The 26,545-nt window shown below is 63.1% G+C and carries 20 protein-coding genes; 10 read left to right on the top strand and 10 right to left on the bottom strand.

Going from position 1 to position 26,545, the window contains the following annotated elements:
• Positions 1-20 precede the first annotated feature (20 nt).
• Positions 21-656, top strand: a complete 636-nt coding sequence (locus tag SKZ59_RS25330; protein ID WP_034758744.1) for an SAM-dependent methyltransferase — start codon at positions 21-23, stop codon at positions 654-656.
• A gap of 52 nt (positions 657-708) precedes the next feature.
• Here SKZ59_RS25330 and SKZ59_RS25335 read toward each other — a convergent pair whose 3' ends face one another.
• Together SKZ59_RS25335 and SKZ59_RS25340 are read right to left on the bottom strand one after the other, a co-directional pair.
• A complete protein-coding gene (locus SKZ59_RS25335) occupies positions 709-1,983 on the bottom strand; it encodes a cytochrome c (protein WP_319993312.1) in 1,275 nt (424 codons plus the stop codon).
• Positions 1,980-2,702 (bottom strand): c-type cytochrome, encoded by a 723-nt coding sequence (locus SKZ59_RS25340; protein ID WP_413774601.1) that lies wholly within the window; start codon positions 2,700-2,702, stop codon positions 1,980-1,982. Before SKZ59_RS25340 ends, SKZ59_RS25335 begins: the two co-directional genes overlap by 4 nt.
• Positions 2,703-2,857: 155 nt before the next feature.
• Between SKZ59_RS25340 and SKZ59_RS25345 the strand changes: the two genes are divergently transcribed.
• Complete coding sequence (locus tag SKZ59_RS25345; protein ID WP_319993313.1) at positions 2,858-4,279, top strand: PLP-dependent aminotransferase family protein; 1,422 nt, start codon at positions 2,858-2,860, stop codon at positions 4,277-4,279.
• Between the two features lie 89 nt (positions 4,280-4,368).
• A complete protein-coding gene (locus tag SKZ59_RS25350; RefSeq protein ID WP_034758731.1) occupies positions 4,369-4,716 on the top strand; it encodes a DUF4870 domain-containing protein in 348 nt (115 codons plus the stop codon).
• 21 nt (positions 4,717-4,737) lie between these two features.
• Here the strand turns inward: SKZ59_RS25350 and SKZ59_RS25355 are convergent, their stop codons facing one another.
• Genes SKZ59_RS25355 through SKZ59_RS25365 form a run of 3 tightly spaced genes read right to left on the bottom strand, consistent with a single transcriptional unit; the run spans position 4,738 to position 6,350 of the window.
• Entirely contained in the window at positions 4,738-5,163 is a 426-nt protein-coding gene (locus SKZ59_RS25355; RefSeq protein WP_319993314.1) for an SMI1/KNR4 family protein, read from the bottom strand.
• 20 nt (positions 5,164-5,183) lie between these two features.
• Positions 5,184-5,831 (bottom strand): 3'-5' exonuclease, encoded by a 648-nt coding sequence (locus SKZ59_RS25360; protein WP_070304052.1) that lies wholly within the window; start codon positions 5,829-5,831, stop codon positions 5,184-5,186.
• 9 nt (positions 5,832-5,840) lie between these two features.
• Entirely contained in the window at positions 5,841-6,350 is a 510-nt protein-coding gene (locus SKZ59_RS25365; RefSeq protein ID WP_034758713.1) for a ProQ/FINO family protein, read from the bottom strand.
• 580 nt (positions 6,351-6,930) lie between these two features.
• Between SKZ59_RS25365 and rpoD the strand changes: the two genes are divergently transcribed.
• A complete protein-coding gene (gene rpoD, locus SKZ59_RS25370) occupies positions 6,931-9,489 on the top strand; it encodes an RNA polymerase sigma factor RpoD (RefSeq protein ID WP_034758711.1) in 2,559 nt (852 codons plus the stop codon).
• 57 nt (positions 9,490-9,546) lie between these two features.
• On the opposite strand, the gene SKZ59_RS25375 is transcribed toward rpoD, so the two are convergent.
• From SKZ59_RS25375 to ppc, 3 genes are all read right to left on the bottom strand, one after another.
• On the bottom strand, positions 9,547-10,686 hold the full coding sequence (locus SKZ59_RS25375) for an HAF repeat-containing protein (RefSeq protein ID WP_319993315.1): 1,140 nt from the start codon (positions 10,684-10,686) through the stop codon (positions 9,547-9,549).
• Positions 10,687-10,741: 55 nt separating this feature from the next.
• On the bottom strand, positions 10,742-12,538 hold the full coding sequence (locus tag SKZ59_RS25380) for a PAS domain S-box protein (protein ID WP_319993316.1): 1,797 nt from the start codon (positions 12,536-12,538) through the stop codon (positions 10,742-10,744).
• Between the two features lie 179 nt (positions 12,539-12,717).
• On the bottom strand, positions 12,718-15,567 hold the full coding sequence (gene ppc / locus SKZ59_RS25385) for a phosphoenolpyruvate carboxylase (protein WP_319993317.1): 2,850 nt from the start codon (positions 15,565-15,567) through the stop codon (positions 12,718-12,720).
• A gap of 243 nt (positions 15,568-15,810) precedes the next feature.
• Here ppc and hemC point away from each other — a divergent pair, with 243 nt between their 5' ends.
• Genes hemC through SKZ59_RS25405 form a run of 4 tightly spaced genes read left to right on the top strand, consistent with a single transcriptional unit; the run spans position 15,811 to position 19,936 of the window.
• Positions 15,811-16,815: a hydroxymethylbilane synthase gene (gene hemC / locus SKZ59_RS25390; RefSeq protein WP_319993318.1), complete on the top strand. Its 1,005-nt coding sequence runs from the start codon at positions 15,811-15,813 to the stop codon at positions 16,813-16,815.
• On the top strand, positions 16,808-17,590 hold the full coding sequence (locus SKZ59_RS25395; RefSeq protein ID WP_319993319.1) for a uroporphyrinogen-III synthase: 783 nt from the start codon (positions 16,808-16,810) through the stop codon (positions 17,588-17,590). The genes hemC and SKZ59_RS25395 overlap by 8 nt, the downstream gene beginning before the upstream one ends.
• A complete protein-coding gene (locus SKZ59_RS25400) occupies positions 17,587-18,735 on the top strand; it encodes a uroporphyrinogen-III C-methyltransferase (RefSeq protein WP_058049383.1) in 1,149 nt (382 codons plus the stop codon). The genes SKZ59_RS25395 and SKZ59_RS25400 overlap by 4 nt, the downstream gene beginning before the upstream one ends.
• Before the next feature lie 4 nt (positions 18,736-18,739).
• A complete protein-coding gene (locus tag SKZ59_RS25405) occupies positions 18,740-19,936 on the top strand; it encodes a heme biosynthesis protein HemY (protein ID WP_080698801.1) in 1,197 nt (398 codons plus the stop codon).
• A 93-nt stretch (positions 19,937-20,029) separates the two neighbouring features.
• Here the strand turns inward: SKZ59_RS25405 and SKZ59_RS25410 are convergent, their stop codons facing one another.
• Positions 20,030-22,462 carry a membrane-bound PQQ-dependent dehydrogenase, glucose/quinate/shikimate family gene (locus SKZ59_RS25410; RefSeq protein ID WP_257620489.1) on the bottom strand — a complete coding sequence of 811 codons (2,433 nt, stop codon included), beginning with the start codon at positions 22,460-22,462 and terminating at the stop codon, positions 20,030-20,032.
• A 611-nt stretch (positions 22,463-23,073) separates the two neighbouring features.
• Here SKZ59_RS25410 and ppa point away from each other — a divergent pair.
• The gene (ppa, locus tag SKZ59_RS25415; RefSeq protein WP_034758697.1) at positions 23,074-23,616 is read left to right on the top strand and encodes an inorganic diphosphatase; all 543 of its coding nucleotides are present in this window, start codon (positions 23,074-23,076) and stop codon (positions 23,614-23,616) included.
• A 52-nt stretch (positions 23,617-23,668) separates the two neighbouring features.
• Here ppa and SKZ59_RS25420 read toward each other — a convergent pair whose 3' ends face one another.
• Positions 23,669-24,814: a GNAT family N-acetyltransferase gene (locus tag SKZ59_RS25420; RefSeq protein ID WP_319993337.1), complete on the bottom strand. Its 1,146-nt coding sequence runs from the start codon at positions 24,812-24,814 to the stop codon at positions 23,669-23,671.
• A 91-nt stretch (positions 24,815-24,905) separates the two neighbouring features.
• Between SKZ59_RS25420 and SKZ59_RS25425 the strand changes: the two genes are divergently transcribed.
• Positions 24,906-26,522, top strand: a complete 1,617-nt coding sequence (locus SKZ59_RS25425; RefSeq protein WP_319993320.1) for an NAD+ synthase — start codon at positions 24,906-24,908, stop codon at positions 26,520-26,522.
• The last annotated feature ends 23 nt before the right edge of the window (positions 26,523-26,545 follow it).

Genomic DNA, 26,545 nt, shown 5'->3' on the forward strand with positions numbered 1-26,545 from the left:
GCTCACACTACTGGAATTACATGCTGATCATCACCATCAAACAGGGCAAGGAAAAGAGCTTGCTGGGCCAATCGTGGATTTACGCATCCGCGATTGAAAAAGTCGAAGGCAAGCCGCAGGAAAAAATGAAGCCCGGCTCGACCGCCATCGTGCAAAGCTCGTCGAAGCAGTTCATCGCCCGCGCCGCCTACAATTCGAAGTCGCAGATCCGCGCGCGCATCTGGAGCTTCAAGGAAGACGAACCGGTCGACCACGCGCTGATCAAGCGCAGAGTCAAGGCCGCCATCGAGAAAAAACTGCCAGCCATCAAGAAGGCGGGCGAAAACCAGCTGCTGACCCTGATCAAGGGCGAGGACGAGGGCTTGCCGGGCCTCGTGGTGCAGCTGTTTGGCGGCGTGCAAGGCTATCTGATCTGCGAATTCAACGCCGGCGGCGTCGACGCGTGGAAAGTGGCCATCGTGCAATCGCTGATGGCATCCACCGGTTGCGCCAACGTGTACGAGCGCTGCGACGACCTGATGCGCAAGGGTGAAGGCTTGCCTTTGATCGACGGCGCCCTGGCCGGCGAAGAGCCGCCCGATGAAGTCATGCTGACGGACAATGGCGTGCGCTATGCGCTGGACTTGAAGACGGGGCACAAGAGCAAGTTCCGCTGAGGATTGCTGTGGTTCATGAAAAAGCCGGCGCAAGCCGGCTTTTTCATGCCTCCTATTCCAGCGGCACGCTGCGGTATTTATTGACTTCCAGCGCCGACACGGCCGGCGCATCATTGCCCCACGACGCCCGCAGATAGGTGACCACGGCTGCCACTTCCGCATCATCCATGACGGGGCCGAACGGCGGCATACTGTAGGGACGCGGGTTGCCTCGGGTGCCGGGCGCAAAGCCGCCATTGAGCACGAGGCGGATGGCGTTGACGGCCGACTGCGTCGTCAGCGCGCGGTTGCCGGCCAGCGGCGGGTAGCCTGGCGGCACGCCCTTGCCGTCGGCCTGGTGGCAGCTCGCGCATTGCGCCTCATACAGTTTCGCGCCGAGCGCCAGTTGCTGCCTCGCTTGTTCCGACGTGTCGCGCGGTGCCCGTTGTGCGGGCTGCGCGGGACCGGGCAGGCTTTTCAGGTAGACGGCCATCGCCTGCACGTCGGCCGTGCTCATGTGCTGCAAGCTTTGCCGCACGACTTCGGCCATGGGGCCGAAGACGGTGGCGCGCGGCGACACGCCCGTTTGCAGCAATTCCACGATATGCGCCGTATCCCAGTCGCCGAGACCCGCTTCCGCATCCGACGTCAGCGACGGCGCGTACCAGCCCAGCACGGGGATCAGGCCGCCCGACAGGCCGTCGTCGCTGCCGCCCAGGGTCGTGCGGCTGCTATGGCAGGCGCTGCAGTGGCCCAGGCCCTGCACCAGGTAGGCGCCGCGGTTCCATTCCATGCTTTTGTTTGTGAGCGGCTGGTACACGCCCGGCTTGAAATACAGGGCGCGCCAGGCGGCCAGCGCAATCTGCTGGTTGTAGGGAAAGCGCAGCGCGTGCGGCGCGTTCGCCTGCTTGTGCGGCGGCACGCTCTGGAAATACGCGTACAGGGCGTCGCTGTCTTCGCGCTGCACCTTGGTGTAGCTGGTGTAGGGAAAGGCCGGATACAGCAAGCGGCCATCCTTCGACTTGCCGTTGTGGATGGCGCGCCAGAAATCGTCGGCCGTCCAGCTGCCGATGCCTGTTTCCTTGTCCGCCGTGATGTTGGGCGAGAGCACCTTGCCGAACGGCGTCTGCAAGGCCCGTCCACCCGCATACGGCACGCCGCCGCGCGTCGTGTGGCAAGCCATGCAGTCGCCCGCCTTGGCCAGGTAGGCGCCGCGCGCGACCAGCTGTTCCTGGCTCAGGGTGCTGGCCACGGCGGGCGGGCCCGGGTCGTCCGCTGGATACAGCAGGAATGTGGCGCTGCCGCCGGTAATCAGCAGCAAGCCCGCCGCGATCATCCATTTTTTCATGGCGCCACCTGCGCGCTGGAACCAGGCACGCCGCCGCAATGCAGCGGCAAGGGCACGGTGCTGCTGCTGGCGGGGCGGGCATCGGCGCTGGCCACCTGCGTGCCCAGCCAGGCCGAGACGGCGCCCACATCCGCGTCGGACAGGCGCTGCGCCACTTGCGCCATGCAGTCGGGCGCATGGGCGCGGCGGATGCCGTTCTTCCACGCGCCCAGCTGGGCATTGATATAGTCGCGCGGCAAGCCCAGCAAGCCGGGGATGGCGGGTGCCACGCCGGCCAGCTGCTGGCCGTGACAGGCGATACAGGCGGGAATCTTTTTGCCGGCGTCACCGCGCAGCACCAGTTGCTGTCCCCGCGCCAGGGCCGTCGCGCCAGCGCTGCTGGGCTGGGCCGGCGGCGGGGCAGGGTGCTGTGCCGCAAAATACTCGGCAATTTCGCGCAGGTAATCGTCAGACAAGTGTTCGACCATATAGTTCATCAGTGGATACTGGCGCCGTCCCTCGCGAAAGTTCAGCAGCTGGTTGTACAGGTAGCCGGCAGGCTTGCCGGCGATGCGGGGAAAGAAGGCGTCGTGCTTTTCCTGTTGCGCATGGCAGGACGTGCACGCCTTGATGCGTTGCTCCAGGCTGTCGTGGCTGGCTGGCAGCGCGGCGGGCGCGGCCAGCGCCATGCCGGGCAGCACGAGGGCCAGGGCCAGCATGGAGAGGGAATGCGGTAGCATGGAGAGTTGCATGGAAAATAGCCTGTCTCGTCGGTCGATATTGTGTACCGGTGTTGCTGCCCGGCTAATTTTTATGAGCCTAGCATATACCGGGTGCTGTTACTGTGACAGGATCAGTTGTGCAATAAAACTACGGATCAGTTTGAGGAGCAGGGTTGAAACGATATGAGGAATTGGCGGAAGAAGTCGCCGCCATGATCAGCGCGCAGCTGTTGCTGCCTGGCGATAAGTTACCGTCCGTGCGCCAGCAGCATGCGCGCAGGGGCGTCAGCCCGTCGACGGTGTTCCAGGCGTATTATTTGCTCGAAGCGCGCGGCATGATCGTCTCGCGTCCCCGCTCCGGCTATTACGTGGCGCCGCAGCGCGCCGCGCTGGCGCCCGAGCCGGACAGTTCCCATCCGCTGGCCGCCAGCACCACGGTTGACGTCAGCGACCTCGTGTTCGAAGTGCTGGGCGCCGTGGGCGCGCGCGATATCGTGCCCTTCGGCTCGGCGTTTCCCAGCCCGCATCTGTTTCCCATGGAACGGCTGGCGCGGGCCGTGTCTGCCAGCATGCGCCGTCTCGACCCGTGGAGCACCGTCACGGATTTATCGCTGGGCAATGCGGAACTGCGCCGCCAGATCGCGCTGCGCTACCAGCTCGACGGCGTGCCCGTTTCCAGCGACGACATCGTCATCACGAATGGCGCGCTGGAAGCGCTGAACCTGTGCCTGCAAGCCGTCACTCGGCCCGGCGACACGGTGCTGATCGAGTCGCCCAGCTTCTATGCCTGTTTGCAGGCGCTGCAGCGGCTGGAACTCAAGGCCGTGGAAATTGCCACCAGCCCCCGCGATGGCGTCGACCTGACCGCGCTGGAAGAGCTGTTGCAGCGTCACCAGCCCAAGGCGTGCTGGCTGATGACGAGTTTCCAGAATCCCCTGGGCAGCCTGATGCCGCCGGAAAAGAAGCGCGCGCTGGTTGAACTGCTGGCGCGCCATGGCGTGCCGCTGATCGAGGATGACGTGTATGGCGAGCTGTACTTTGGCAAGCAGCGCCCCGGTCTGACGAAAAGTCACGACAGCGCGGGTCTCGTCATGCATTGCAGCTCGTTTTCCAAGACCCTGGCGCCCGGTTTTCGTTTGGGCTGGGCCGTGGCGGGCCGCTATGCGCGCCAGGTCGAGCGCCTGAAACTGACGACCAGCCTGTCGGCACCCATCCCCCTGCAGATGGCGCTGGCCGACTACCTGGCGCAGGGCGGCTACGATCGTCACTTGCGCCAGCTGCGGCTGACCCTGGCGGCGCAGCAAAACACCATGCTGCAAGCCATCGCCGTGCATTTTCCGCCCGGCACGCGTGTGACGCGGCCGCAGGGCGGCTATTTTGTCTGGGTGGAAATGCCCGTGGGTATCGATGCGCTGGCCTTGCACCGCAGCGCGCTGGCGGCCGGCATCAGCATTGCGCCCGGCCCCATCTTTTCCGCCACGCGCGCATTTCGCCACTGCATTCGCCTCAATTACGGCCACCCGTGGAGTCCGCAACTGGAAGAGGCCATCGCCACCCTGGGACGGCTGGCGCAGGCGGCGGCAAGCGGCACATGAAAAAAGTCCCTTGCACCAGCAAGTGTTTCATTCCAAAAGGAAATATTGCTGTTATATTGATGTATCTATAACTAATGATGGGAATGATAATGGATAACACGCAGCCGGAAGTGGGTCGTACGCAAGATACGACGATGGCCATTCTGTCCCATGTTGGCGGCCTGTTCACCAGCTGGGTGGCGCCGCTGATCATTTACCTGATCAAGAAGGATGATGCGGATAAATTCTCGGCCGAGAACGCCCGCGAAGCGCTCAATTTCCAGATCACCCTGATCATCTGGTATTTCGCCTGCTTCATCCTGTCGTTCGTGCTGATCGGCCTGTTCCTGTTCTGGATCGTGGCGCTGGCCAACCTGGTGTGCTCGATCGTCGCGGCCGTCAAGGCCAGCAATGGCATCACTTACCGCTATCCGCTGACCTTGCGCCTGGTCAAATAAGGCTGCGCCGGCCGCCGGGTTTTAGCCCGGCCGGCCGGGCAGTATGAGGAATGACGCAAAGTCGGGCGCCACCACGCTGGTGGCGCCTGTTTCATGCGACCACAGCACGACCACGGGCTCGCCCGATGGCCCCGTTTGCGCATAGTCAAAACAATAGTAATCGCCCGTGCCGAACTGGGCGAAGGGCAGCAGGGCGCTGGCCTCGTTGCCGCCACCCACATTCCTCAGCCATTCCTGCCAGCCCGTGTTGTAGTGGCGCTCGATTGATTCCCACGTCTTGCGCGCATTGGCCGCGTCGTAGACGGGAAATATGCTCAAGGCGCCCAGCGCGCGGCCATTGTTGACCAACAACCATTGCACGTAGGACGCGGGCAGCGCTCGCCCCAGCGCCTGTTCGGCGGCGGCGATCGCCTCAAGCGTGGTGCCGATGGACTTGTTCTTGTTCATGCTGCGGAAAGGCGCCAGCTTCAGGCGGGAGCGGGCGGCGGGGCCGGTGGCGTGCTGGCGCGCGGGGCTTTTTGCGGCGTGACCTTGCCGCCTTCGGCGATCCAGCGGCGGTACACGCGCAGGGCCACTTGCGCATCGTCGGCCGCGTACAGGATCTGCTTTTCCGTCAGGCGCGAGGTGGCCCAATTGGTGGTGGAGATTTTTTTCGATTTCTGCAGGTGCAGGCCGAAGAACTTGGCCACGGCCGTCTTCGCGCCCAGGTCGTTGCGTTGGCCGCCGCGCAGGGCGACGGACAGGTCGAGCACCTGGGCTGGCGCGATGCCCAGCTTGTTGCGCAGGCGCTTGACGTCGTCGGACAGGCCAAAACCCACTTTCAGGGTGGTGGTCGATTCGAGGATGGCTTTGAGTTCGGCCAGGGCCGGCGCCGGCGTGCTGCCCACCTGGAACAGGTAGGCGATGTCGTCGGTGGCCAGCTGGATCAGATGGGGGCCCGTGGAAGACTCGCCCTTGACGAACGTCGGCTTCGATTCCGTATCGAAGCCGATGGCGTCCGCTGCCAGCAGGGCGGCCATGGCCGCTTTTGCATCATCGCTGGTGCGTACCAGCTTGACGTGGTCGAGGGCGATGCCTTGATACGGGGGCAGTGGCGGTGCGGCAGCTGTGTCCATGAAACCGGATCAGCCTTTGCGCGAGAATTTCGCGGTCAGCTGATTCAGTTTTTCCAGGCGCAAGCGGTTTGCTTCTTCGGCGGCCGCTGCATCGCGCTCGGCTTTCTTGCGCTCGGCTTCCTTCTTGAAGCGCTGCTGCAATACTTGCGTGGCGTGGTCGCGGTGGGTTTGCGTCACTTCCGCGCCGGCCGTGCCGTCGAGGTCGTAGCGTACCTTGGCTTTTTCCATCACGCGCAGGTAGCGCAGCGAACCCGTGTGGATGCCCAGCGCCGTGCGCATCAGCTTGCGGTCCAGGTCCGGCAGGCGTGCCAGGATCTGCTTGTCGATACCGATCGACAAGGGCAGGCAATCGCGGAATGGCGGGAATTGCTCCTGGAACTGCTTCAGCAGGGCGCGCGCGGTCAGGCCGGCAGGCGCCGGCGTGGTCGCTGCGGCCGGTGCCGCCGCTGGGGCTGCATCGACTGGCGTGTCAGGAGTGGTGGCTTGCTGGTCTGGCGTGGAGCTGGTCATCGACATCATTGGTTGGGCTATAAAAGGGGAGCATAGCACGCGCCACAGGCAAGTGCATTGTCTTTTTTGGCAACTTGCGCTCAACTTGCGCTGCGATAGGCGGGTCCGCGCTACAGCGGACGCAGCGCGAAATGCGGGAAATGTGTATAATGTCGGCTTGCGCTGATGACTGGACCCCGTTTTTGACGGTCTGGCTCAGGTGTGCAGGGGATAGGAGCAGTGCGGTACAGGATCCCAATTATTAGTATTTTTGATATCGGATATTCCTCTTATCAATTATCCAGATAACTGGCCTTCGTGCATAATCTTGCTCTCCGCTGTGTCTTCACTGAACAACAATAGATTCAAGCCCGTTCTGGTACGGGCTTTTTTTCATTCCGCAATGTACATCGCTTATTTATCTGACCCGGCTTCGGCCCCGCCGCTCCGCATGACGGATGCGCGGGCTTTGAACGTCCCGATAGACAGGCGCCGCTGCCGTTAACACGGTAGCCGCAACAATACGCTCCATCGAGTCCGGTTTCGCAGGCTTAGGTGGAATCATTCACTTCGCGCCGACACCATCTGGTCTCGCATTAAGAGATATCTCATGAAGAATACGCCAAAAACTTTAACGTTGTCCGCCAAGGCGCCACGCCCAGCCGCGGCACCACTTGCCGTACCCAAAACGACTTTATCTTACTTCATCGATAATGCGCAAGCGAATCCGGAAGCTACCGTCACGACGGCGCCGACCGTCGTCACGGTGGTGAAGAAAAGCCGCTCGCGCCTGGCCGCCGTGCCACCGGCCGATACGGCTGCGGAAGCGGCCGTCAGCGCGCCAGCCGCCGAGGCTGTTGCCGACGTGACCGAGGCCGCTGAAGCCGCCCCGGCGAAGACGCCAAGCGTGAAGATCGCCCCTGGCGCCAAGGCTCCGGCCGCGCCGCGCAAGGTCAGCGAAAGCGCCGCCACGAACAAAGTGGTGACGGCAGCCCGTTCGAAAGTTGTGCGCGCCAAGCCGGAAGCGGCGCCCGTGACCATCATCACCGGCGCGCAAGTGGTCAGCAAGACCACGGACGCCGACGCCCTGGCCGCCATCGATACGTCGAATTACTTCCTGCCGACCGTCAAGGTGCCAGGCCGCCGTGGCCGCAAACCGAGCGAATTCACGCCGGAAAACGATGAAGTGGCAGCACTGAACGCCGTCGAACGCGCCGAACTGAAGGCTGTGTCGAAAGCGCGCGACCGCAAGGCCAAGGGCGGCCTGGCCGATGCACTGGGCGATCCGGAAGCATCGGCAGCGGACCTGGAACGCCGCCGCAAGCAGATCACGGGCTTGATCAACATGGGCAAGGAACGCGGTTTCCTCACCTATGCCGAGATCAATGACCAATTGCCGGAAAACATCATCGATCCGGAAGCGATCGAAGGCATCATCGCCACGTTCAACGACATGGGCATCGCCGTCTACGAGCGCGCCCCTGACGCGGAAAGCCTGTTGTTGACTGACAACGTCGCCACCGTCACCAGCGACGATGAAGTGGAAGCGGCTGCCGCGACCGCCTTGTCGACCGTCGACTCCGACTTCGGCCGCACCACCGACCCCGTGCGCATGTACATGCGTGAAATGGGCGCCGTGGCGCTGCTGACGCGCGAAGGCGAGATCGAGATCGCCAAGCGCATCGAAGGCGGCCTGAAAGACATGATCCAGGCCATTTCCGCCTGCCCGACCACGATCGGCGAAATCGTCGCGCTGTCGCAAAAAATCGCGCGCGACGAAATCAAGGTCGATGAAGTGGTCGACGGCTTCGTCGATCTGAACGAAAGCAATGCCCCGGCGCCAGCCGCTGCCGCCGCGCCTGCCGCCGCCAGCGGTGACGACGAGGAAGAGGAAGAAGAAGCCGAGGAAGAAGACGGCGACGCCAATGGCGGCGCGGCCGGTTTCTCGAGCGAGCAGTTGGCGCAGCTGAAAAAGAATGCGTTGGAGAAATTCAACGTCATTTCGACGCAGTACGACAAGATGCGCAAGGCGCCCGAGGGCTACAACTCGAAAGCCTACATCAAGGCACAGGAAGCCATTTCGCAGGAATTGCTGGGCATCCGCTTCACGGCCAAGGTCGTGGAAAAGCTGTGCGACACCCTGCGCGGCCAGATGGAAGAAGTGCGCCACATCGAGCGCGCCGTGCTGGAACTGTGCGTGAACAAATGCGGCATGCCGCGCGCCCACTTCATCAAGGTGTTCCCGGGCAATGAATGCGACCTGGAATGGGTCGACCGCGAAGTCGATTGCAAGTATCCGTACAGCGCCATCCTCAGCCGCAACGTGCCTGCCGTCAAGGAACTGCAAAAGAAGATGATCGACCTGCAAGCGCGCGTGGCCTTGCCGCTGGCTGACTTGCGCAAGATCAACAAGCAGATGGCTGCCGGCGAAAAGCGTGCGCGTCACGCAAAACGCGAAATGACGGTCGCCAACTTGCGTCTGGTCATTTCGATCGCCAAGAAATACATCAACCGCGGCTTGCAATTCCTCGATCTGATCCAGGAAGGCAATATCGGCTTGCTGAAGGCTGTCGACAAGTTCGAATACCGCCGCGGCTACAAGTTCTCGACCTACGCCACCTGGTGGATCCGCCAGGCGATCACGCGTTCGATCGCCGACATGGCCCGCACCATCCGCGTGCCGGTGCACATGATCGAAACGATCAACAAGATGAACCGCATCTCGCGCCAGATCATGCAGGAAACGGGCAGCGAGCCGGACCTGGCGACTCTGGCCGTCAAGATGGAAATGCCGGAAAACAAGGTGCGCGAAATCATGAAGATCGCGAAAGAGCCGATTTCCATGGAAACGCCGATGGGCGAAGATGGCGATTCGCAACTGGGCGACTTCATCGAAGACAACACGACCCTGGCGCCGCTGGACGCCGCGCTGCACGCATCGATGCGCAACGTGATCAAGGAAGTGCTCGACTCCCTGACGCCGCGCGAAGCGAAAGTGCTGCGCATGCGTTACGGCGTGGAAATGTCGAACGACCACACCTTGGAAGAAGTGGGCAAGCAGTTCGACGTGACGCGCGAGCGCATCCGCCAGATCGAGGCGAAAGCCATGAGCAAGCTGCGCCAGCCTTCGCGTTCGGACAAGCTGAAAACTTTCCTGACGCAAAACTAAGCAGTCACAAAAAAAAGAGGCGCAAGCCTCTTTTTTTTCGTCCATCCCCAGCGTTGCTTACATAAAATACGTGCGCTGGCCTGGCAGGCCGGCGCGGTGATGGCGCTGCAGCTTGTACAGCGCCACGCCGCTGGCGCCGAGGATGAAGGTGAGGAACAGCCAGTCCAGCGGGTTGCGGCGCGGCGGTGGCGGCGACGCTTGCGACGGCACGGCGAAGGCCTGGAATTTATGCCCCGTGTAGACGGCGCCCACCACCAGCCCGGCGTCCGTGATCTTGTTGGTCAGGTACAGGCCGTCGTCGCGGCGGCGCACCGTCATCACGCCTTCCTTGTAGACAAAGGTCATCGGTTCATAGCCGTTGATGTTGACGCTGCCGACGACGTGTCCGGCCGCATTGACCGCCGTGGCGTAGCTGTCGCCCTGGCCGATCATGGCGCCCAGGTCGAGCATGCGCTTGCCGTCCCAGGCAAAGGCGTGCCAGCGCCGCTTTTCCGTTTCCGAGGCGCCCACGATCAGGCCCGCGTCGTTGATGGCGGTGGCCGAGCTGATGCGTCCGCCGGGCAGGGTGCCGATTTCCTGCATGCCCGCGCCGGGGCGGTAGACGAAGGCGCGGCGGTAGCCATCGCCGCGCTGGGCCGTGCCCACCACCACGCCATGGCTGTTCAGACCGCTGGCATAGCTGCTGGCGCCGCCCAGGGTGCCCAGGTCTTGCAGGCTGTGGTCGGCTTGCGTCACAAAGGCGTGGAAATCGCCGCCGCTGGTATCGGCATAGCCGGCCACCTGGCCGCCGCGCGCGATGGCCGTGGCGTAGCTGCTGGTGCCGCCCAGCGTGCCCAGGTCGCGCATGCCGCCCGCCGCATCGTAGCGGAAGGCGTGCCAGGCGCCGCTGGCCGTCTGCGCCGAACCGACCACCACGCCATGGATATTGATGGCCTTGGTGAAACCTTCATCGCCGCCCAAGGTGCCCAGCTCGCGGATGCGGCCATGCTGGTACGTCACGGCGCGGCGCCGTCCCTCTTCCTCCATGATGATGCCGGCCACCAGGCCCGCCGGGTTCAGGTCGGACGCGATGCTGCCATTGCCATCCCTTTCACCAAAGCCCCGTTCGGCATAGATGGTGGCGCTGGCGGTGGAGACGGCGGCCAGCAGGCACAGGCCGAGCAGTGGGGCGGGGAGGCGGGAGAACCGTGGCGGCATGATAGTTTCCTCAAAGAAAAAACTTACTATACTTTTTAATGTCGAAAATACATACTTAATTTTCTACTGTTTTTGCTAATTCTTGTGTTGCGTCATGGTTGACTGGCGCGCCTTTCCTGGCCCGCGACAGGTGGATGGCCAGCACCGTGCCCTGGCCGGCCTGGCTGTCGATACGCAGTTCGCCGCCCAGCGCGTGGACACGTTCGCGTATGCTTTTCAGACCGAAGGCGGCCCGCTTGCCGTGGTCGCCCGGCTGCATGCCGATGCCGTTGTCGCTGATGCGCAGCACGATGGCGTCCGCGTCCTGCTCCAGCGCCACTTCCACTTCGCTGGCCTGGGCATGGCGCACGATGTTCGACAGCGATTCCTGCAGCACGCGGAAGATGGCCGACGTCTGGCGCTGGTCCAGGCCCAGGTCCGGCGCCTCGCTGTCGAGCTTGAGCCGGTAGCGGATGGCGCCGCGGCCCTCCATCTGGCGGATCAGCCATTCGGCCGCGGGGCCCAGTCCCAGCTCGAGAGTACTGGGATGCAAGTCATTGATGATGGTGCGCACGGAGCGGATGGTGGTATCGATGGTGTCGAGCACGCGCTGCGCGTGGCGGTGCAGGCGCGGATGGCCCTTGGCCGTGCGCGCGTGCAGCAGCGACACATCGATGCGCAGCACCATCAGGTTCTGGCCCAGGTCGTCATGAATGTCGAGCGCGATGCGGCGCCGCTCTTCTTCCTTGATGGTTTGCTGGTGGTCGGTCAATTCGCGCAGCTGGGCCAGGGTGCGTTCCAGGTTTTCCTCGTTGCGCTTGCTGTCGGTGATGTCGATGGCCATGGCGATGATCATCTGCGGCCGGCCGTCGTCGTCAAATACGGGTTTCTTGTGTGTCTGCACCAGGCGGTTTTCCTGCAACTGCGCGTTCCATACCAATTCTTCGCGGATCACCACCTTGCGGCTGGCAAACGCTTCCCGGTCCGCCGCGTGGAAGCCCATGTTCTGCTCCTTGGGAAAGTGCTGCAGGTCGCGTCCTTCGGCGATGTCCTGCTGGCGCACGCCCCATTGCTGTTCGCAGGCCTGGTTCATCAGCAAGATGCGCGAATCGGCATCCTTGAGGAACAGCGACAGGGGCATCATGGAAATGATGTCCTGCAGCCGTTCCTCGCTGCGCGCCAGGGCCGCTTCCGTTTGCGCGCGCATGGCGATTTCCGCGGACAGTTGGAGATTCACGTCGAGCAGCTGGGCCGTGCGCAGGGCCACGCGGCTTTCCAGCTCCGCATGGGCGACGCTGAGCGCGTGTTCGGCCCGCTTGTGTTCCGTGATGTCGTTGGCCAGCACGAGCGCGCCTGTCAAGGTGCCCAGCTGGTCGTACAGGCAGCGGCCGCTGATCATGGCCCAGCGTTCCGATCCGTCGCTGTGCCAGTACTGCAGTTCGCCCATGCAGCTGTGTTCCTGCGTGCGTCTCAGCGGGCACAGGCGCAGCAAGGTCGCTTCATCGTGGAATTCGCTCATCTTGTGGCCCAGCAGCTTTTCCGCCGGAATGCCCAGCATGTCGCACAGGCGCTGGTTGAGATGCAATATCGTGCCTTCCGCGTCCGTTTGCCACATCCCGTCCTGCGCCGTCTCGCTCAGGTCGCGGTAGCGCATGACGCTGGCGTCGAGCTGCAGTCGCGTGCTGGCCAGGTGGTTGCGCAGCACGCGCAGCAGCCACAGTGCGATGCCGCCAGCGGCCGCCAGCAGCAGCGACAGCCAGACATGTTCCCAGAAGTTGAGTTCCTGCCAGGCCGCGCCCGCCAGCCAGCCCAGCACGACCAGGATGATGGCGGCGCATGCCGCACCCAGCGTTTCAATCGACCATTTGCTCATCCGCATTCCTGGCGTCGTGGTTGGCCGCTGCGGTGCGCCTGGCGCCGGAGTGGGGGGAAGATATTCCACGCTAGTGTAATACCAAATGTTGCTTTCTTGAGAATATTTTTCCATTGGGCAAGCAAAAGGGCCGGCCCTTGCGGTGCCGGCCCCTGCCTGCCGATGGCAGCTTGACGTGATCAGCCCGTGTTGCGCAAGCCTGCCGCCACGCCATTGATCGACAGCTGGATACCGCGGTGCACCCGTTCGTCGACTTTACCGGCGTTGGACAGGGTGCGGTTGCGCTTGATCAATTCCACCTGCAAGTGGTTCAGCGGATCGAGATAGGCGAAGCGGTTCTGGATCGAGCGGGCCAGCAGCGGATTGCCCGCCAGCCGTTCCGTATTGCCGGTGATCAGCTCCAGGCAGCGCAAGGTGTTGCCATGCTCGTCCGTGATGCGCTTGTAGATGCGTTCGCGCAAGCCCTGGTCCGCCACCAGTTCCGCATAGCGCGAGGCGATCGCCAGGTCGGTCTTGGCCAGCACCATGTCCATGTTCGACAGCAGGGTGGCAAAGAATGGCCATTCGGCGTACATGGCGCGCAGGGTGGCGATCCTGTCATCTTTCGCATCGCCGTCGGCCTGATTGATCCAGGCTTCGATGGCGCTGCCGAAGCCGAACCAGCCCGGCAGCAGCAAGCGGCACTGGCCCCAGGAAAAGCCCCAGGGAATGGCGCGCAAGTCTTCGATACGCTGGTTGGCCTTGCGCGAGGCGGGGCGCGAACCGAGGTTCAGCTCGGCGATTTCCGCAATCGGCGTAGCCGAGAAGAAATACTCCGTAAAGCCCGGCGTTTCATACACGAGGTGGCGGTAGGCGTGATAGGCGAGGTCCGACAATTGCGCCATCACGGCTTCGAACTGCGCCAGCTGGCCGTTGCGGGCCGGATTGGCTTCCTGCGGCGCCAGGCTCGCTTCCAGGGTGGCGGCGACCAGCAATTCCAGGTTGCGCCGGCCGATTTCCGCGTTGGAAAACTTCGAGGCGATGATCTCGCCCTGTTCCGTCAGGCGGATCTGGCCGTTGACGGTGCCCGGCGGCTGGGCCAGGATGGCTTCGTAGCTGGGGCCGCCGCCACGGCCCACCGTGCCGCCGCGGCCATGGAACAGGCGCAGCTTGACGCCGGCCTTTTGAAAGTCGGACACGAGCGCCAGTTCCGCCTTGTACAGTTCCCAGTTCGACGTGAGGAAGCCGCCATCCTTGTTCGAATCGGAATAGCCGAGCATGACTTCCTGCAGCTGTCCCTGCTTGGCGATCAATTGTTTTACCAGGGGCAAGGCCATGACCTGGCTCATGATGCCGGCCGCGCGCTGCAGGTCGGGGATCGTCTCGAACAGGGGGATGACCATCAGCTCGCACGTGCTGTCGCCGTCGCCTTCTGTTTTCCAGTCGGTGCGCAGCAAGCCTGTTTCTTTTTGCAGCAGCAATACCTCCAGCAAGTCGGACACGGTTTCCGTGTGCGAGATGATGTAGTTGCGAATCGCCCGCGCGCCGTAGCGCTGGCGGATGTCGCGCGCCGCGCGCAGGATCGCCAGCTCGGAATCCGTCTCCGTGGCGTAGGCAATGTAGGGTGAATACAGCAAACGCGGCTGGGCCAGTTCGTTCAGCAGCAGCGCTTGCTTGCCTTCCTCGGACAGGGCCGTGTAATCGGCGGCCACGCCGCTTTTCGCGAACAGGTCGGCCAGCACGCGCTCGTGCACGTCGGAGGTCTGGCGCATGTCGAGCGACGCCAGGTGGAAACCGAAGATGTCGGCCGCGCGCGCCAGGGTGGCCAGGCGCGGGCGCACGAGGGCGGCGCCGTGGTGCGATTCGAGCGAGGCGACGATGGTGCGCAAGTCGGCCACAAACGCGGCCGCGTCAGGGTAGGCGGCGGCCGGGCCCACTTCCTTGCGCAGGATGTTGGTGGCGCCCAGCGCGCGGGCCGTGGCGGCCAGGCGCGCATAGATGCCGATCAGGGCGCGGCGGTACGGTTCGTCGCTGCGGTGCGGCGAAGCGTCCGGCGACTGGTCGGCCAGCGCCTGCAGTTCGGCGCTCACGCCCACCATCAGGGTCGAGACGGACAATTCCGCGCCCAGCGCGTGCACTTCGTCGAGGTAGAAATCGAGGATGGTGGTGGCGTGGCGCGCCAGTGCGTGCTGCATGGTGCCCGCGTTGACGTTCGGGTTGCCGTCGCGGTCGCCGCCGATCCAGCTGCCCATCTGCACGTAGGCGGCATTAATCGGTTCTATCGTGCCGTCGCCGTTCGGGTACTCGGCGGCGATGTCTTCCTCGATATCGTCATACAGGCCCGGCAGTTCGCGCAGGAAGGTGATGCGGTAGTAGGACAGGGCGTTTTCGATCTCGTCGGCCACCGTCAGCTTCGAGTAGCGCAGCATGCGCGTCTGCCACAGGGTGGCGACACGCGAGCGCAGCAGCTGCATATTGGCTTGCCGTTCTTTCGGCGTCTGCGGCAGGTCGCGCTCGGCCAGCAGGCGGGCGATGTCGTGCTCGGCGTCGAGGATGCTCTTGCGCTGCACTTCCGTCGGGTGGGCCGTCAGCACGGGCGCGATCAGGGCGTCCTGGAAGAAGGTGTCGACGGTCTTGCGCGGCACGCCGGCCATGCGCAGTTTTTTCAGCGCGAAGCTGACGCTGCCCTTTTGCGCCGGCGAGCCGGCCAGCAGGTGGGCGCGGCGGCGGCGGATGTGGTGCTGGTCTTCCGCGATGTTGGCCAGGTGCGAAAAGTAGGAAAAGGCGCGCACGACGGAAATCGTCTGTTCGCGGCTCAGTTCCTTGAGCATGGCGTCCAGTTCCAGGGCCGCGTCCGCGTCCGCTTCGCGGCGGAAGCGTACGGAAGTCTGGCGTATGGTTTCCACCACATTGAAGACGGCGTCGCCTTCCTGTTCCCGCAGCACGTCGCCCAGCAGGCGGCCCAGCAGGCGGATGTCTTCTTTCAGCGGCGCGTCCTTGTCGGAGCCGGCCGTTGGAACTATTTCTGGTGCTACTGCGTCATTGAGCATAATAAAGAACCAAAGTAAGTGTAAAAGCAAGGGAATGTGGATCGCACCGGGCGTTTGGCCGCAGAGGGGAGGGGGCGCATGATAAAATTTGTGGTCTTCAACATGGACGCTAGCCTGACTTGGCCTTCTAGGCCAAGGGATAACGATTATAGCGACGCCGGGCGCCATTCCGATACAAATTGATATCGGACGGGCGAAATGGCAACGACAATGACAACGACAGCCACAGCGAAAGAACTTGTTTTGAAAGCATCCGAATTGACCCCGAACGAATTGAATATTCCTGCCCGCCTGGTGATCGCCACGCGCGAGAGCCGTCTGGCCATGTGGCAAGCCGAACACGTGCGTGCGCGCCTGGCCGCCCTGTATCCGCAGTGTAGCGTTGAAATTCTCGGCATGACCACACGCGGCGACCAGATTCTGGACCGCGCCCTGTCCAAGGTAGGCGGCAAGGGCCTGTTCGTCAAGGAGCTGGAAGTGGCGATGGAAGAGGGCCGCGCCGACCTGGCCGTGCATTCGCTGAAAGACGTGCCGATGGAGTTGCCGCAAGGCTTTGCCCTGGCCGCCATCCTCGAGCGCGAAGACCCGCGCGACGCGTTCGTGTCGAACGATTACGCCAGCCTGGCCGAGCTGCCGCACGGCGCCGTCGTCGGCACCAGCAGCCTGCGCCGCCAGTCGCTGATCGCCGCCCGTTATCCGCACCTGACCATACTGCCCCTGCGCGGCAATCTCGATACGCGTTTGGGCAAGCTTGACCGTGGCGATTACGCGGCCATCATCCTGGCCGCCGCCGGCCTGAAGCGCCTGGGGCTCGAATCGCGCATCCGCGCCGTGCTGGCGCCGGAAGACAGCCTGCCGGCGGCAGGCCAGGGCGCCATGGCGATCGAGATCCGCAGCGGGCGCGCGGACGGCGCCGACCTCGTGCGCCTGCTGGCGCCGCTGAACCACGCGGCCACGGCCCAAGCCGTCACGGCCGAGCGCAAGGTGTCGAAGATTTTCGGCGGCAGCTGCCAGATCCCGCTGGCCGCGTTCGCTACAGTCGAAGGTGAACAGATGCGCTTGCGCGCCATGGTCGCCACGCCGGACGGCGCGCGCATGGCCAGCGCCGACGTCAGTGGTCCGGCTGGCGCGCCGGAACTGCTGGGCGAGCAAGTGGCCGAACTGCTGCGCGGGCAAGACGCCGCCGGCATCCTCGCCTCGTGCGCCGTCACGCCCGACAACCATGAAGGCCTGGCGCCGCATGCCTGACACCGTGGTGATCACGCGGCCCGCGCAACAAGCGGGGCCGCTGGCCGCCCACATCGCGGCGCTGGGCTTGCCCGTGCAGCTGCTGCCGCTGCTGGAAATCCACGCGCTCGACGGCGAGGACGAATGCGCGCACTTGCAGGCCGTGCTGGCGCGCCTGCGCGATTTTGACCTGGTGGCGTTCGTCTCGCCGAACGCCATCGATTGCGTCTTTGCGCACTTGCCCGCGTGGCCGCCAGGTGTGCCGCTGGCCGTCGTGGGCGAGGGCAGCAAGATGGCCCTGGCAGCGCATGGCGTGACGGACGCCAACGCGGCCATCACCAGCCCGCTCGACACGGCGCGCAGCGATTCCGAACATTTACTGCTGGCGCTGGACTTGCCGGCCCTGCGCGGCAAGCGCGTGCTGATCGTGCGCGGCGATGGCGGACGCGATTACCTGGCCGACGGCTTGCGCGCGGCCGGCGCCGAAGTCGAGTTCGTTACGGCCTACCGCCGCAAGGTGCCGACGCTGACGCCGGCCTTGCGGGCGACCCTGGAAAAGCTGTTGCAGCATAATAATGACTGGATCATCACCAGCTCGGAAGCGCTGCGCGGTTTGCTGGCGCTGCTGGAGGAATTGGATGCTGAAAAGACGGCTGTTGTGAAAATGCAACAGCAGCATCTGATCGTGCCGCACGCCCGCATTGCACAAACGGCGGCGGCCCTGGGTTTTGCCCGTGTCACCCTGACAGGATCAGGCGACGCAGGAGTGCTCGCCGCGTTACAATCACGACCATGAACGAAATGCCTACACTCTCCGAACCGAATGCAACGCCTGGCAGCGCCGTGAAGACGGCGCCGCAGGCGGCCGACCAACCTGCCGGCCGCGCGCCGACCTTGCTGGAACAGCTGCAAAAGCCCATGAGCATCGCCGTCATCGTGCTGGCCGTGCTGCTGGCTGCGCAAAGCTGGTCGACCAGCAAGCAGATCCGCAACCTGCGCGAAGAAGTGGCCAAGCGCCTGCAAAAGGGCGATGTCAGCAACGCCGAAACGGGCGTGCTGGCGCGCAACGTGCAAGAAGGCACGAAAGAGCTGGAAATCAAGGTGGGCGCGCTGGAAAACCGCCAGAGCGAAACGCAAAGCCAGCAGCTGGCCCTGGAACAACTGTATAACGACTTGTCGAAGAACCGCGACGAGTGGGCGCTGACGGAAATCGAGCAAGTGCTGTCGACGGCCAGCCAGCAACTGCAACTGGCCGGCAACGTGCCCGGCGCGCTGATCGCCCTGCAAAACGCAGACCGCAGCCTGTCGCGCTCGGACAAGCCGCAATTCATCACCATCCGCCGCGCCATCGGGCGCGACATGGAAAAACTCAAGGCCCTCCCTAGCGTCGATTCGACGGGCGTGGCCCTGCGCCTCGACGCCGTGATCGCCCAGATCGACTCGCTGCCGATGCTGTCAGACGAAACGCCGGCCTTGCCGGCCGCGCCGGAAAAACCGGGCAAGGCCAAGCCCGTGCGCGATGCCGCCGGCAAGCTGGTGGGTCCGCCTGCGCCGGAACCGATGCTGCAAAAAGTGCGCGACGGCTTCAATACCTGGAGCGGCGACATGTGGGCCGACGTGCGCCAGTTGATCCGTATCCGCCGCGTCGATACGCCGGAAGCGCTGATGCTGTCGCCGACGCAATCGTATTTCTTGCGCGAAAACGTCAAGCTGCGCCTGCTCAATGCCCGCATGGCTTTGTTGTCGCGTAATGAAACGGCTTTCCGTAACGACTTGATCGCTGCGCAGGATGCGCTGGCCAAGTATTTCGACACCCGCGCCAAGAGCACGCAGACGGCGCAAGCGCTGCTGCGCCAGGTGCAGGGCAGCAACCTGGCCATCGAAATGCCAACCTTGTCCGACAGCCTGACGGCTGTGCGCAACTACAAAGCGAAGTCCTGAGCCCATGCGTCTATTTCTCTGGTTACTCGCCCTGATGGCCGCGGCGATCGGTATCGCCGTGACGGCCCGTTTCAACCCTGGCAACGTGGTGCTGTTCTATCCGCCATACCGCATCGACTTGTCGCTGAACTTCTTCCTGCTGCTGCAGGTCGTGCTGTTCGTGCTGCTGTACCTGCTGGTGCGCGCCGTGCGCGCCACCGTGCGCATGCCGGCGCAAGTGGCGGCCTACCGCCAGCGCAAGCGTGAGCGCGATGGCAACAAGGGCTTGCGCGAAGCCTTGAAAGCCCTGTTCGAAGGCCGTTTCGGCCATGCAGAGAAGGCCGCCTTGCGCGCCGCCGAACTGGAAGAAAACGCCGGCCTGGCCGCGCTGATCGGCGCGCGCGCCGCGCACCGCATGCGCCAGTCCGAGCGCCGCGACAGCTGGCTGTCCCGCGTCGAAGGCGATGCCAGCCTGAAGACGGCCCGGTTGATGACGGTGACGGAATTGCTGGTTGACGACCACCAGCCTGAAGCGGCCCTGGCCGCCGTGCGCGAACTCAATGCCAGCGGCACGCGCCATATCCACGCGCTGCAATGGTCGCTCAAGGCCGAGCAGCAGGCGAAGAACTGGCCGGAAGTGCTGCGCCTCGTGCGCTCGCTCGACAAGCACCGCGCCCTGCATCCGGCCCTGTCGTCGCGCCTGCGCGAGCTGGCATACGATCATTTGCTGTCCGATCCGTCGCATGACGCGGAATCCTTGATGCGCGTGTGGTCCACCGTGCCCAGCAGCGACCGGGTCAAGCCGTACATCGCCTGCCGCGCCGCCACGGCCCTGAATGCGCGTGGCCTGCACGACGAAGCGCGCCTCGTGTGCGAAGAGTCGCTGGCCGCCGACTGGGACGAGAGAGTCGTGCGCGCCTACCGCGAAGCGGCGGCGCCAAGCGGCACGCCGGCCCTGCTGCTGCAGATCGAGCATTGCGAACAATGGATGAAACAGCGTCCGCTCGATGCGGAACTGGCGCTGACCCTGGGCACCTTGTGCCTCAAGCAAAAACTGTGGGGCAAGGCCCAGCGCCACCTGGAGCAGGCCTTGTCGGACGCGAACGAGCCGCAGATGGTGCGCGACGCCCACCTGAAGCTGGCGCAGATGCACGACGCCTTGCAGCAGACGGAACAGGCTGCCGCCCATTACCGGCAGTGCGCCTTGGCGACCATCCTGTAAGCCACTTGTTTCTTCAGACGTAAAAAAGCCGTTCAGTGCAGACTGAACGGCTTTTTTTTGCGCTGCTAGCTTGCTACTTTACTTCTTCGCGCTTTACTTTTTCGGTACGGCGGCGCCTTCGGGCAAGGCATACGCGACCAGGGTATCGCTCATCTTCGTGCCCAGCGAACCGTGGCCGCCGGCCATGACGACGACGAACTGGCGTCCCGACTTGTTCGACACATAGCTCATCGGCGTAGCCTGGCCACCGGCTGGCAAGCGGGCTTTCCAGATCACTTTGCCGTTGCTGACGTCGTAGCCGCGGATGTAGTAGTCGAGCGTGCTGCTGAGGAAGGTCACGCCGCCACCGGTGGTGACCATGCCGCCCAGGCTGGGCACGCCCAGTGGTAGCGGGATCGGCACGGGACCGCTGTCGCGCGTGGTGCCGTTCTTGTGCATCCACACTTTTTTCATCGTGCGCAGGTCGACGGCGGCCACATAGCCCCACGGCGGTGCCTGGCACGGGAAGCCCAGCGGCGACAGGAATGCCTTGATTTCCACGGCGAACGGGACGCCCGTCTGCGGCTGCAAGCCCATTTCGCCACCGGTGCCGCCCTTGGCCGTCGTTTCCGCGCGCGGTACGAGTTTTTCCAGGAAGCCCATGTAGTCAGGGTTGACGATCAACAACTGGCGCACGGGATCGATGGCCGCGCCACCCCATTCGAAGATACCCAATGGGCCCGGGGAGATGACGGCGCCCTTGCCAGCCGTTTGCGGCGTGAACGGGCCTTCATAGCGGCGTTCCTTGAAGATGATGCGGCAGGCGAGCTGGTCGAACGGTGTCGTGCCCCACATGTCCGCTTCGCTGATGTTGCGTTCAGGCAGGAAGGTCAGGGCCGAGAACGGCTGCGTGGGCGACAGGGTGTCGCCGGCGGCAGGATTGCTCGTCGGCACGGGTTTTTCCGGCGCCGGCACGACCAGGCTGCCATCGCGGCGGTCGATCACGTAGATGTCGCCGCGTTTTGTCGTGGCCACGACGGATGGCACTTTGCCTTTCGGCGTGTCGATGTCGACCAGACTCGGCTGGCCGCCGATATCCATATCCCAGATATCGTGGTGCACGGTCTGGTAGACCCAGCGCACCTTGCCCGTTGCCAGGTCCAGCGCGACGATGGCGCTGTTGAATTTCTCGCCATTCTTGTTGCGGTTGCCGCCCCAGGTATCGGGCGTTTCATTGCCCATCGGGATGTAGACCATGCCCAGCTTTTCATCGATGCTGGCCACGCCCCACGAGTTCGGCGAGTTGTTGGTGTAGTTCTTGCCTTCAGGGAAGGGTTGCGTATCTTCCGGCGTGGCCGGGTCCCAGTTCCACATCAGCTTGCCGGTGACGGGATCGTAGCCGCGGATCACGCCCGATGGCTCTTCCGTCGAATGGTTGTCCGTCACGCTGGCGGCGATCACGGCCATTTTCTGCGACACGGCCGGCGGCGAGGTCGGCATCAGGAAACCGCGCTTGATCATCGCCATGTTCTTGTACAGGTTGACGACGCCGTTGTTGCCAAAGCTCTTGCACGACTCGCCCGTATCGGCGTTGACGGCGATCATGGTGCCATCCATGGTTGGCGCCAGGATGCGGCGCGGGCATTCCATGCCGGCAGCTTCGGGGGCTGGATTGTTCTTCGCGCGGCCCGCGTTCACGTCCCAGTACGCCACGCCGCGGCAGATCATGTGCTGGTAGCTGGCCGCGTCGCGGTTGATCTTCGGATCGTGGCGCCAGATTTCCTTGCCCGTGTCCGGGTTCAGGGCGATGACGATATTGTGCGGCGTGCACAAATACAGCATGTCATTGACCTTCAGCGGCGTCACTTCGTTGGCGATCTCGCCCGGGTCGTTCGGTCCCTTGAAGTCGCCCGTGTGGTAGGTCCAGGCTTCTTTCAGGCCGGAAATATTCGCCGGCGTGATTTGCGCGGCCGGGGCATAGCGGTCGCCATAGCCGGAGCGGCCATACGCGGACCAGTCATTGTGCTCGACGCCGGGTGCCAGGTCGCCCGTGGCCGTGGCCGTGGCGGCCATGTTTTCGGCAGGCACGTCGCCATGCAGGTCATGGTAGTCCTGGAACAGGGCGATGACACCGGCGATGACGGTCAGGGCCACGGCGGCGGAAAGCGCCGTCTTGCCCGCTTGTCCCTGTTTCGCCGCGGCGGCTGGCGCCAGGCGGCGGTTGACGAAGGGTAGCAGCAGCCAGACGGCGGCGGCAAACCAGATGTCGAGGCGCGGCAGCAATTGCCACCAGTCGAATTTCACTTCAATGACGGACCAGATGAGAGTGGCGATCAGCAGGAAGGCCATGAACGGTTGCGCGCTGCGCTTGCCCTGGAACACCAGCGCGCCGGCAACGAGCATGCCGATACCGGCCAGCAGGTAGTACCAGGAGCCGCCCAGAGAGGCCAGCCAGATGCCGCCGCCCAGCAGGGCGAGGCCAAACAGAATGAAAATAACGCCGGTGACCTTTAATAAAGGCCCGGGCCGGAAAGAGGGAATCATCATATTCCTTTTTGCAAGGATTTATCGGTGGCGCGTGATGCGCCATATTGAATCTAGCGAAGGCTTTGTTTGCAGAGTATGCGAAGTTTTGGAAACACCAGAATGTGACAGTTTATCAGAATTGATGATTGTCTTCTGGTCGCGCCATTTTTTGGAAGGTTCGCCATTTGAATAAATAAATGCTTCAAATAAGCGCAAATATTATGCTGGAAGAGGGGATTCCAGGGCTGGAGGGCGGTATTGAAGCGGCTGCGTCGTCATGCGCCCGCATTGTGGGGAGAATAAGACTGGCGCTGTTGTTATAATTGGCTGCATAAAATGCAATATCAAATATAATAACCATGTTTGCCGCATGGTGATATTGAAATGAAAATAGGCGGATATTGACGGAATTAATTCGGGACTGACCGTAGTAATGCTTAAGTGTTTCTACTTATTATTTTCGGTGGCCTGTTTATACTCTCAACGGCAGGCTGCGCAGTCCAACGGGCCGGGCGCGTCACTGTTGCTGGCAGGACGCGCAAAACGCCGGCGGGCCGCTGCTGCGTCGCACAAGCGGCCTGTACTTCGCTATAATTGCGCGGTTAAAACACCACCCGCTAATGAGGAATCCCATGAGTTTGAATAACGTCTCTTCCGGCCGCGACCTGCCGAACGATTTCAACGTCGTCATCGAAATCCCGATGAATGCCGATCCGATCAAGTACGAAGTCGACAAGGAAAGCGGCGCGATCTTCGTCGATCGCTTCATGGGTACCGCCATGCATTACCCGTGCAACTACGGCTACGTGCCGAACACCCTGTCGCCGGACGGCGACCCGGTTGACGTGCTGGTCATCACCCCGTTCCCGCTGATCCCGGGCGTGGTTGTGCGCTGCCGTCCTATCGGCGTGCTGAAAATGACCGACGAGTCGGGCGAAGACGCGAAAGTGCTGGCCGTGCCAGTCGACAAGGTCCTGTCGATCTACAGCCACTGGCAAAAGCCGGAAGACTTGAACGAACTGCGCTTGCGCCAGATCCAGCATTTCTTTGAGCACTACAAGGATCTGGAAAAAGGCAAATGGGTCAAGATCGACGGCTGGTATGGCCCGGAAGTGGCCAAGGAAGAAATCCTGAACGGCGTCGCTGCGTTCAAGGCCGACGCCGCCAAAGCCTAAGAACATCGAGTAAGAAAAACGCTCCCCGCCAGTCATGGCCGGGAGCGTTTTTTTATGCGCGAAACGGACTGTGTTCGTTCAACTCGTCGAGGTAGGCATCGATGCCGCCCCGTTCACGCTCGAGGAAGCGCTGCACGGCGTCGGCAAAGGCCGGGTGCGCCAGCCAATGGGCGGACCACGTCTTTTGCGGCAGGAAGCCGCGCGCCATCTTGTGCTCGCCCTGGGCGCCCCCTTCGAAGGTGGCGATGCCATTGGCGATGCAAAACTCCAGCGGCTGGTAGTACGCCGTCTCGAAATGCAGACAGGGCACGTGCTCGAGCGCGCCCCAGTAGCGGCCATACAGGGTGTCAGCCGTGTGGATCACCAGCGAGGCGGCAATGGCCCGGCCTTCACGCTCGGCGATCACCAAGAGAGTGTTTTCCGGCATGCTCGCGCCCAGGCGTCGGAAGAAGTCCAGCGACAGATAGGGCGAGGAGCGGTGTTCCGCATAGGTATTGCTGTAGCAGCGGTGGAACAGTTTCCAGTCCGCGTCCGTGGCGTTCGCTCCGTGCACCTGGCGCATGGTGACGCCTGCTTCCCGCACCTTGCGCCGCTCGGCGCGGATATTCTTGCGCTTCTTGTGCTCGAGGGTGGCGAGGAATTGCTCGAAATCCGTGTAGCCGGGATTGAGCCAGTGAAACTGCACGCCACTACGCATCAGGTAGCCAGCTTGCTCCAGCTGGCGCGCTTCGCTTTCCGGCGGGAACAGGATGTGGCAGGACGACACGTCGGCCGCTTGCTGCTGCGCCTGCAGAAAGGCCAGCAGGGCAGCGCGCGCCTCGCCATCGCGGGCCAGCAGGCGTGTGCCGCTGACGGGTGTAAACGGTATCGCGGACAACAGTTTCGGGTAATATTCAAGGCCATGTTGCCGATAGGCGTCGGCCCAGGCCCAGTCGAACACGTATTCGCCATACGAGTGCATTTTGAGGTACAGGGGCAGGGCGGCGGCCAAGGTTTCGCCTTGCCACAGCACCAGGTAATTCGGCTGCCAGCCCGTGTCCGCGCTGGCGCAGCCGGACTCGTGCAGCGCGTGCAAGAAGGCGTAGGAAAGGAAGGGATTGGCCTCCGCCTTGGCGTCCGCCTGGCTTGCCAGCAGTTCAGACCAGGCCGCTTCGCCAATTTCAGCCAGGGTAGTGACGATAGCCGTGCGATAATTCATTGTTGTAGTGTGCATTCATCACTCTCGGGGCGCCGCCACCGGCCTGCGCGCCCCTGTCTTGTTTAATAGAACGAAAATATCCATCATCATCATGACAGTCAAAGTCGCAATTGCTCAAATGAATAGTACGGTCGGCGATCTAGCCGGCAACCGTGCCAAGATCTTCGACCTTTCCCGCCGCGCCTTTGAAGCGGGCGCCGATATCGTGCTCACGCCGGAACTGTCGCTGGTCGGCTATCCACCCGAGGACTTATTGCTGCGCAATGCATTCTACGCAAAAACGCAGGAAGCGTTTGCGGGACTGGCTGCCGACCTGGCCCAGTTCAAGGATCTGCACGTGGTGGTGGGCTTGCCCCTGCAAGACGAGAAGGGCGTGCGCTACAACGCCACCTCCGTGCTGCTGAACGGCGAAGTACTGGGCACCTACCGCAAGCATGATTTGCCGAACACGACCGTGTTCGATGAAAAGCGTTACTTTACGTCGTCGGACCAGGCTTTCGTGTTTGGCGTGAAGGGCGTGCGTTTCGGCATCAATATCTGCGAAGACACGTGGTTCGAGCACGCACCGATGCGCGCCCGTGCGGCCGGCGCGCAAGTGCTGCTGGTGCCGAACGGCTCGCCATACCACATGAACAAGCAGCATCTGCGCTATGACACCATGCGCAAGAATGTCAGCGCGCAAGGCATGGCCCTCGTCTACGCCAACCTCGTCGGCGGCCAGGATGAACTGATTTTCGACGGCGACTCCTTCGTGATGGATGCGGCCGGCACGATGTGCGCCCAGCTGCGCCACTTCGAGGAAGACTTGCAACTGGTCGAATTCGACGGCGCCACGCCCGTGCGGCAGCCGCTGGCCGCGCCGTTGACGACCGAGGCGCAGGTGTACCAGGCGCTGGTGCTGGGCGTGCGCGACTATATCGGCAAGAACGGTTTCCCTGGCGTGCTGATCGGCATGTCGGGCGGCGTCGATTCCGCCCTGACCCTGGCGATTGCCGTCGATGCGCTGGGCGCCGACAAGGTGCGCGCCGTCATGATGCCATCGCAATTCACGGCCGATATCTCGTGGATCGATTCGCGCGACATGGTAAAACGCCTCAATGTGCGCTACGATGAAATTCCGATCAAGCACACCTTCGACGCCTTCCGCGCCACCTTGGCTGACGAGTTCGCCGGACTGGCGGAAGACGCGACGGAAGAAAACATCCAGGCGCGTATCCGCGGCACCTTGCTGATGGCCCTGTCGAACAAGCATGGCAGCATCGTGCTAACGACGGGCAACAAGAGCGAAATGGCTGTCGGTTATTGCACCTTGTACGGCGACATGGCGGGCGGCTTTGCCGTGATCAAGGATATCGCCAAGACCCTCGTCTACCGTTTGTGCGCCTGGCGCAACAGCGTGTCGGACGTGATACCCGAGCGCATCCTGACGCGCGGACCGTCGGCCGAATTGCGCGCCGACCAGCTGGACCAGGATTCCTTGCCGCCATACGACGTACTCGACGGCATCATGCAGCTGTACATGGAAGAAAACCGGCCGATCGCCGACATTATCGAGGCTGGCTACCCGCCGGCCGACGTGGCGAAAATCACGCGCCTGATCAAGATCAATGAATACAAGCGGCGCCAGTCGCCAGTGGGCATCCGCGTCACGCACCGTGGCTTTGGCCGCGACTGGCGCTACCCGATCACGTCGAAGTTCTACGAATAACGAAGGGAACCCCGCCAAACCTA

Source organism: Janthinobacterium sp. GMG2, assembly GCF_033949445.1.
Lineage (GTDB): Bacteria > Pseudomonadota > Gammaproteobacteria > Burkholderiales > Burkholderiaceae_D > Janthinobacterium > Janthinobacterium aestuarii.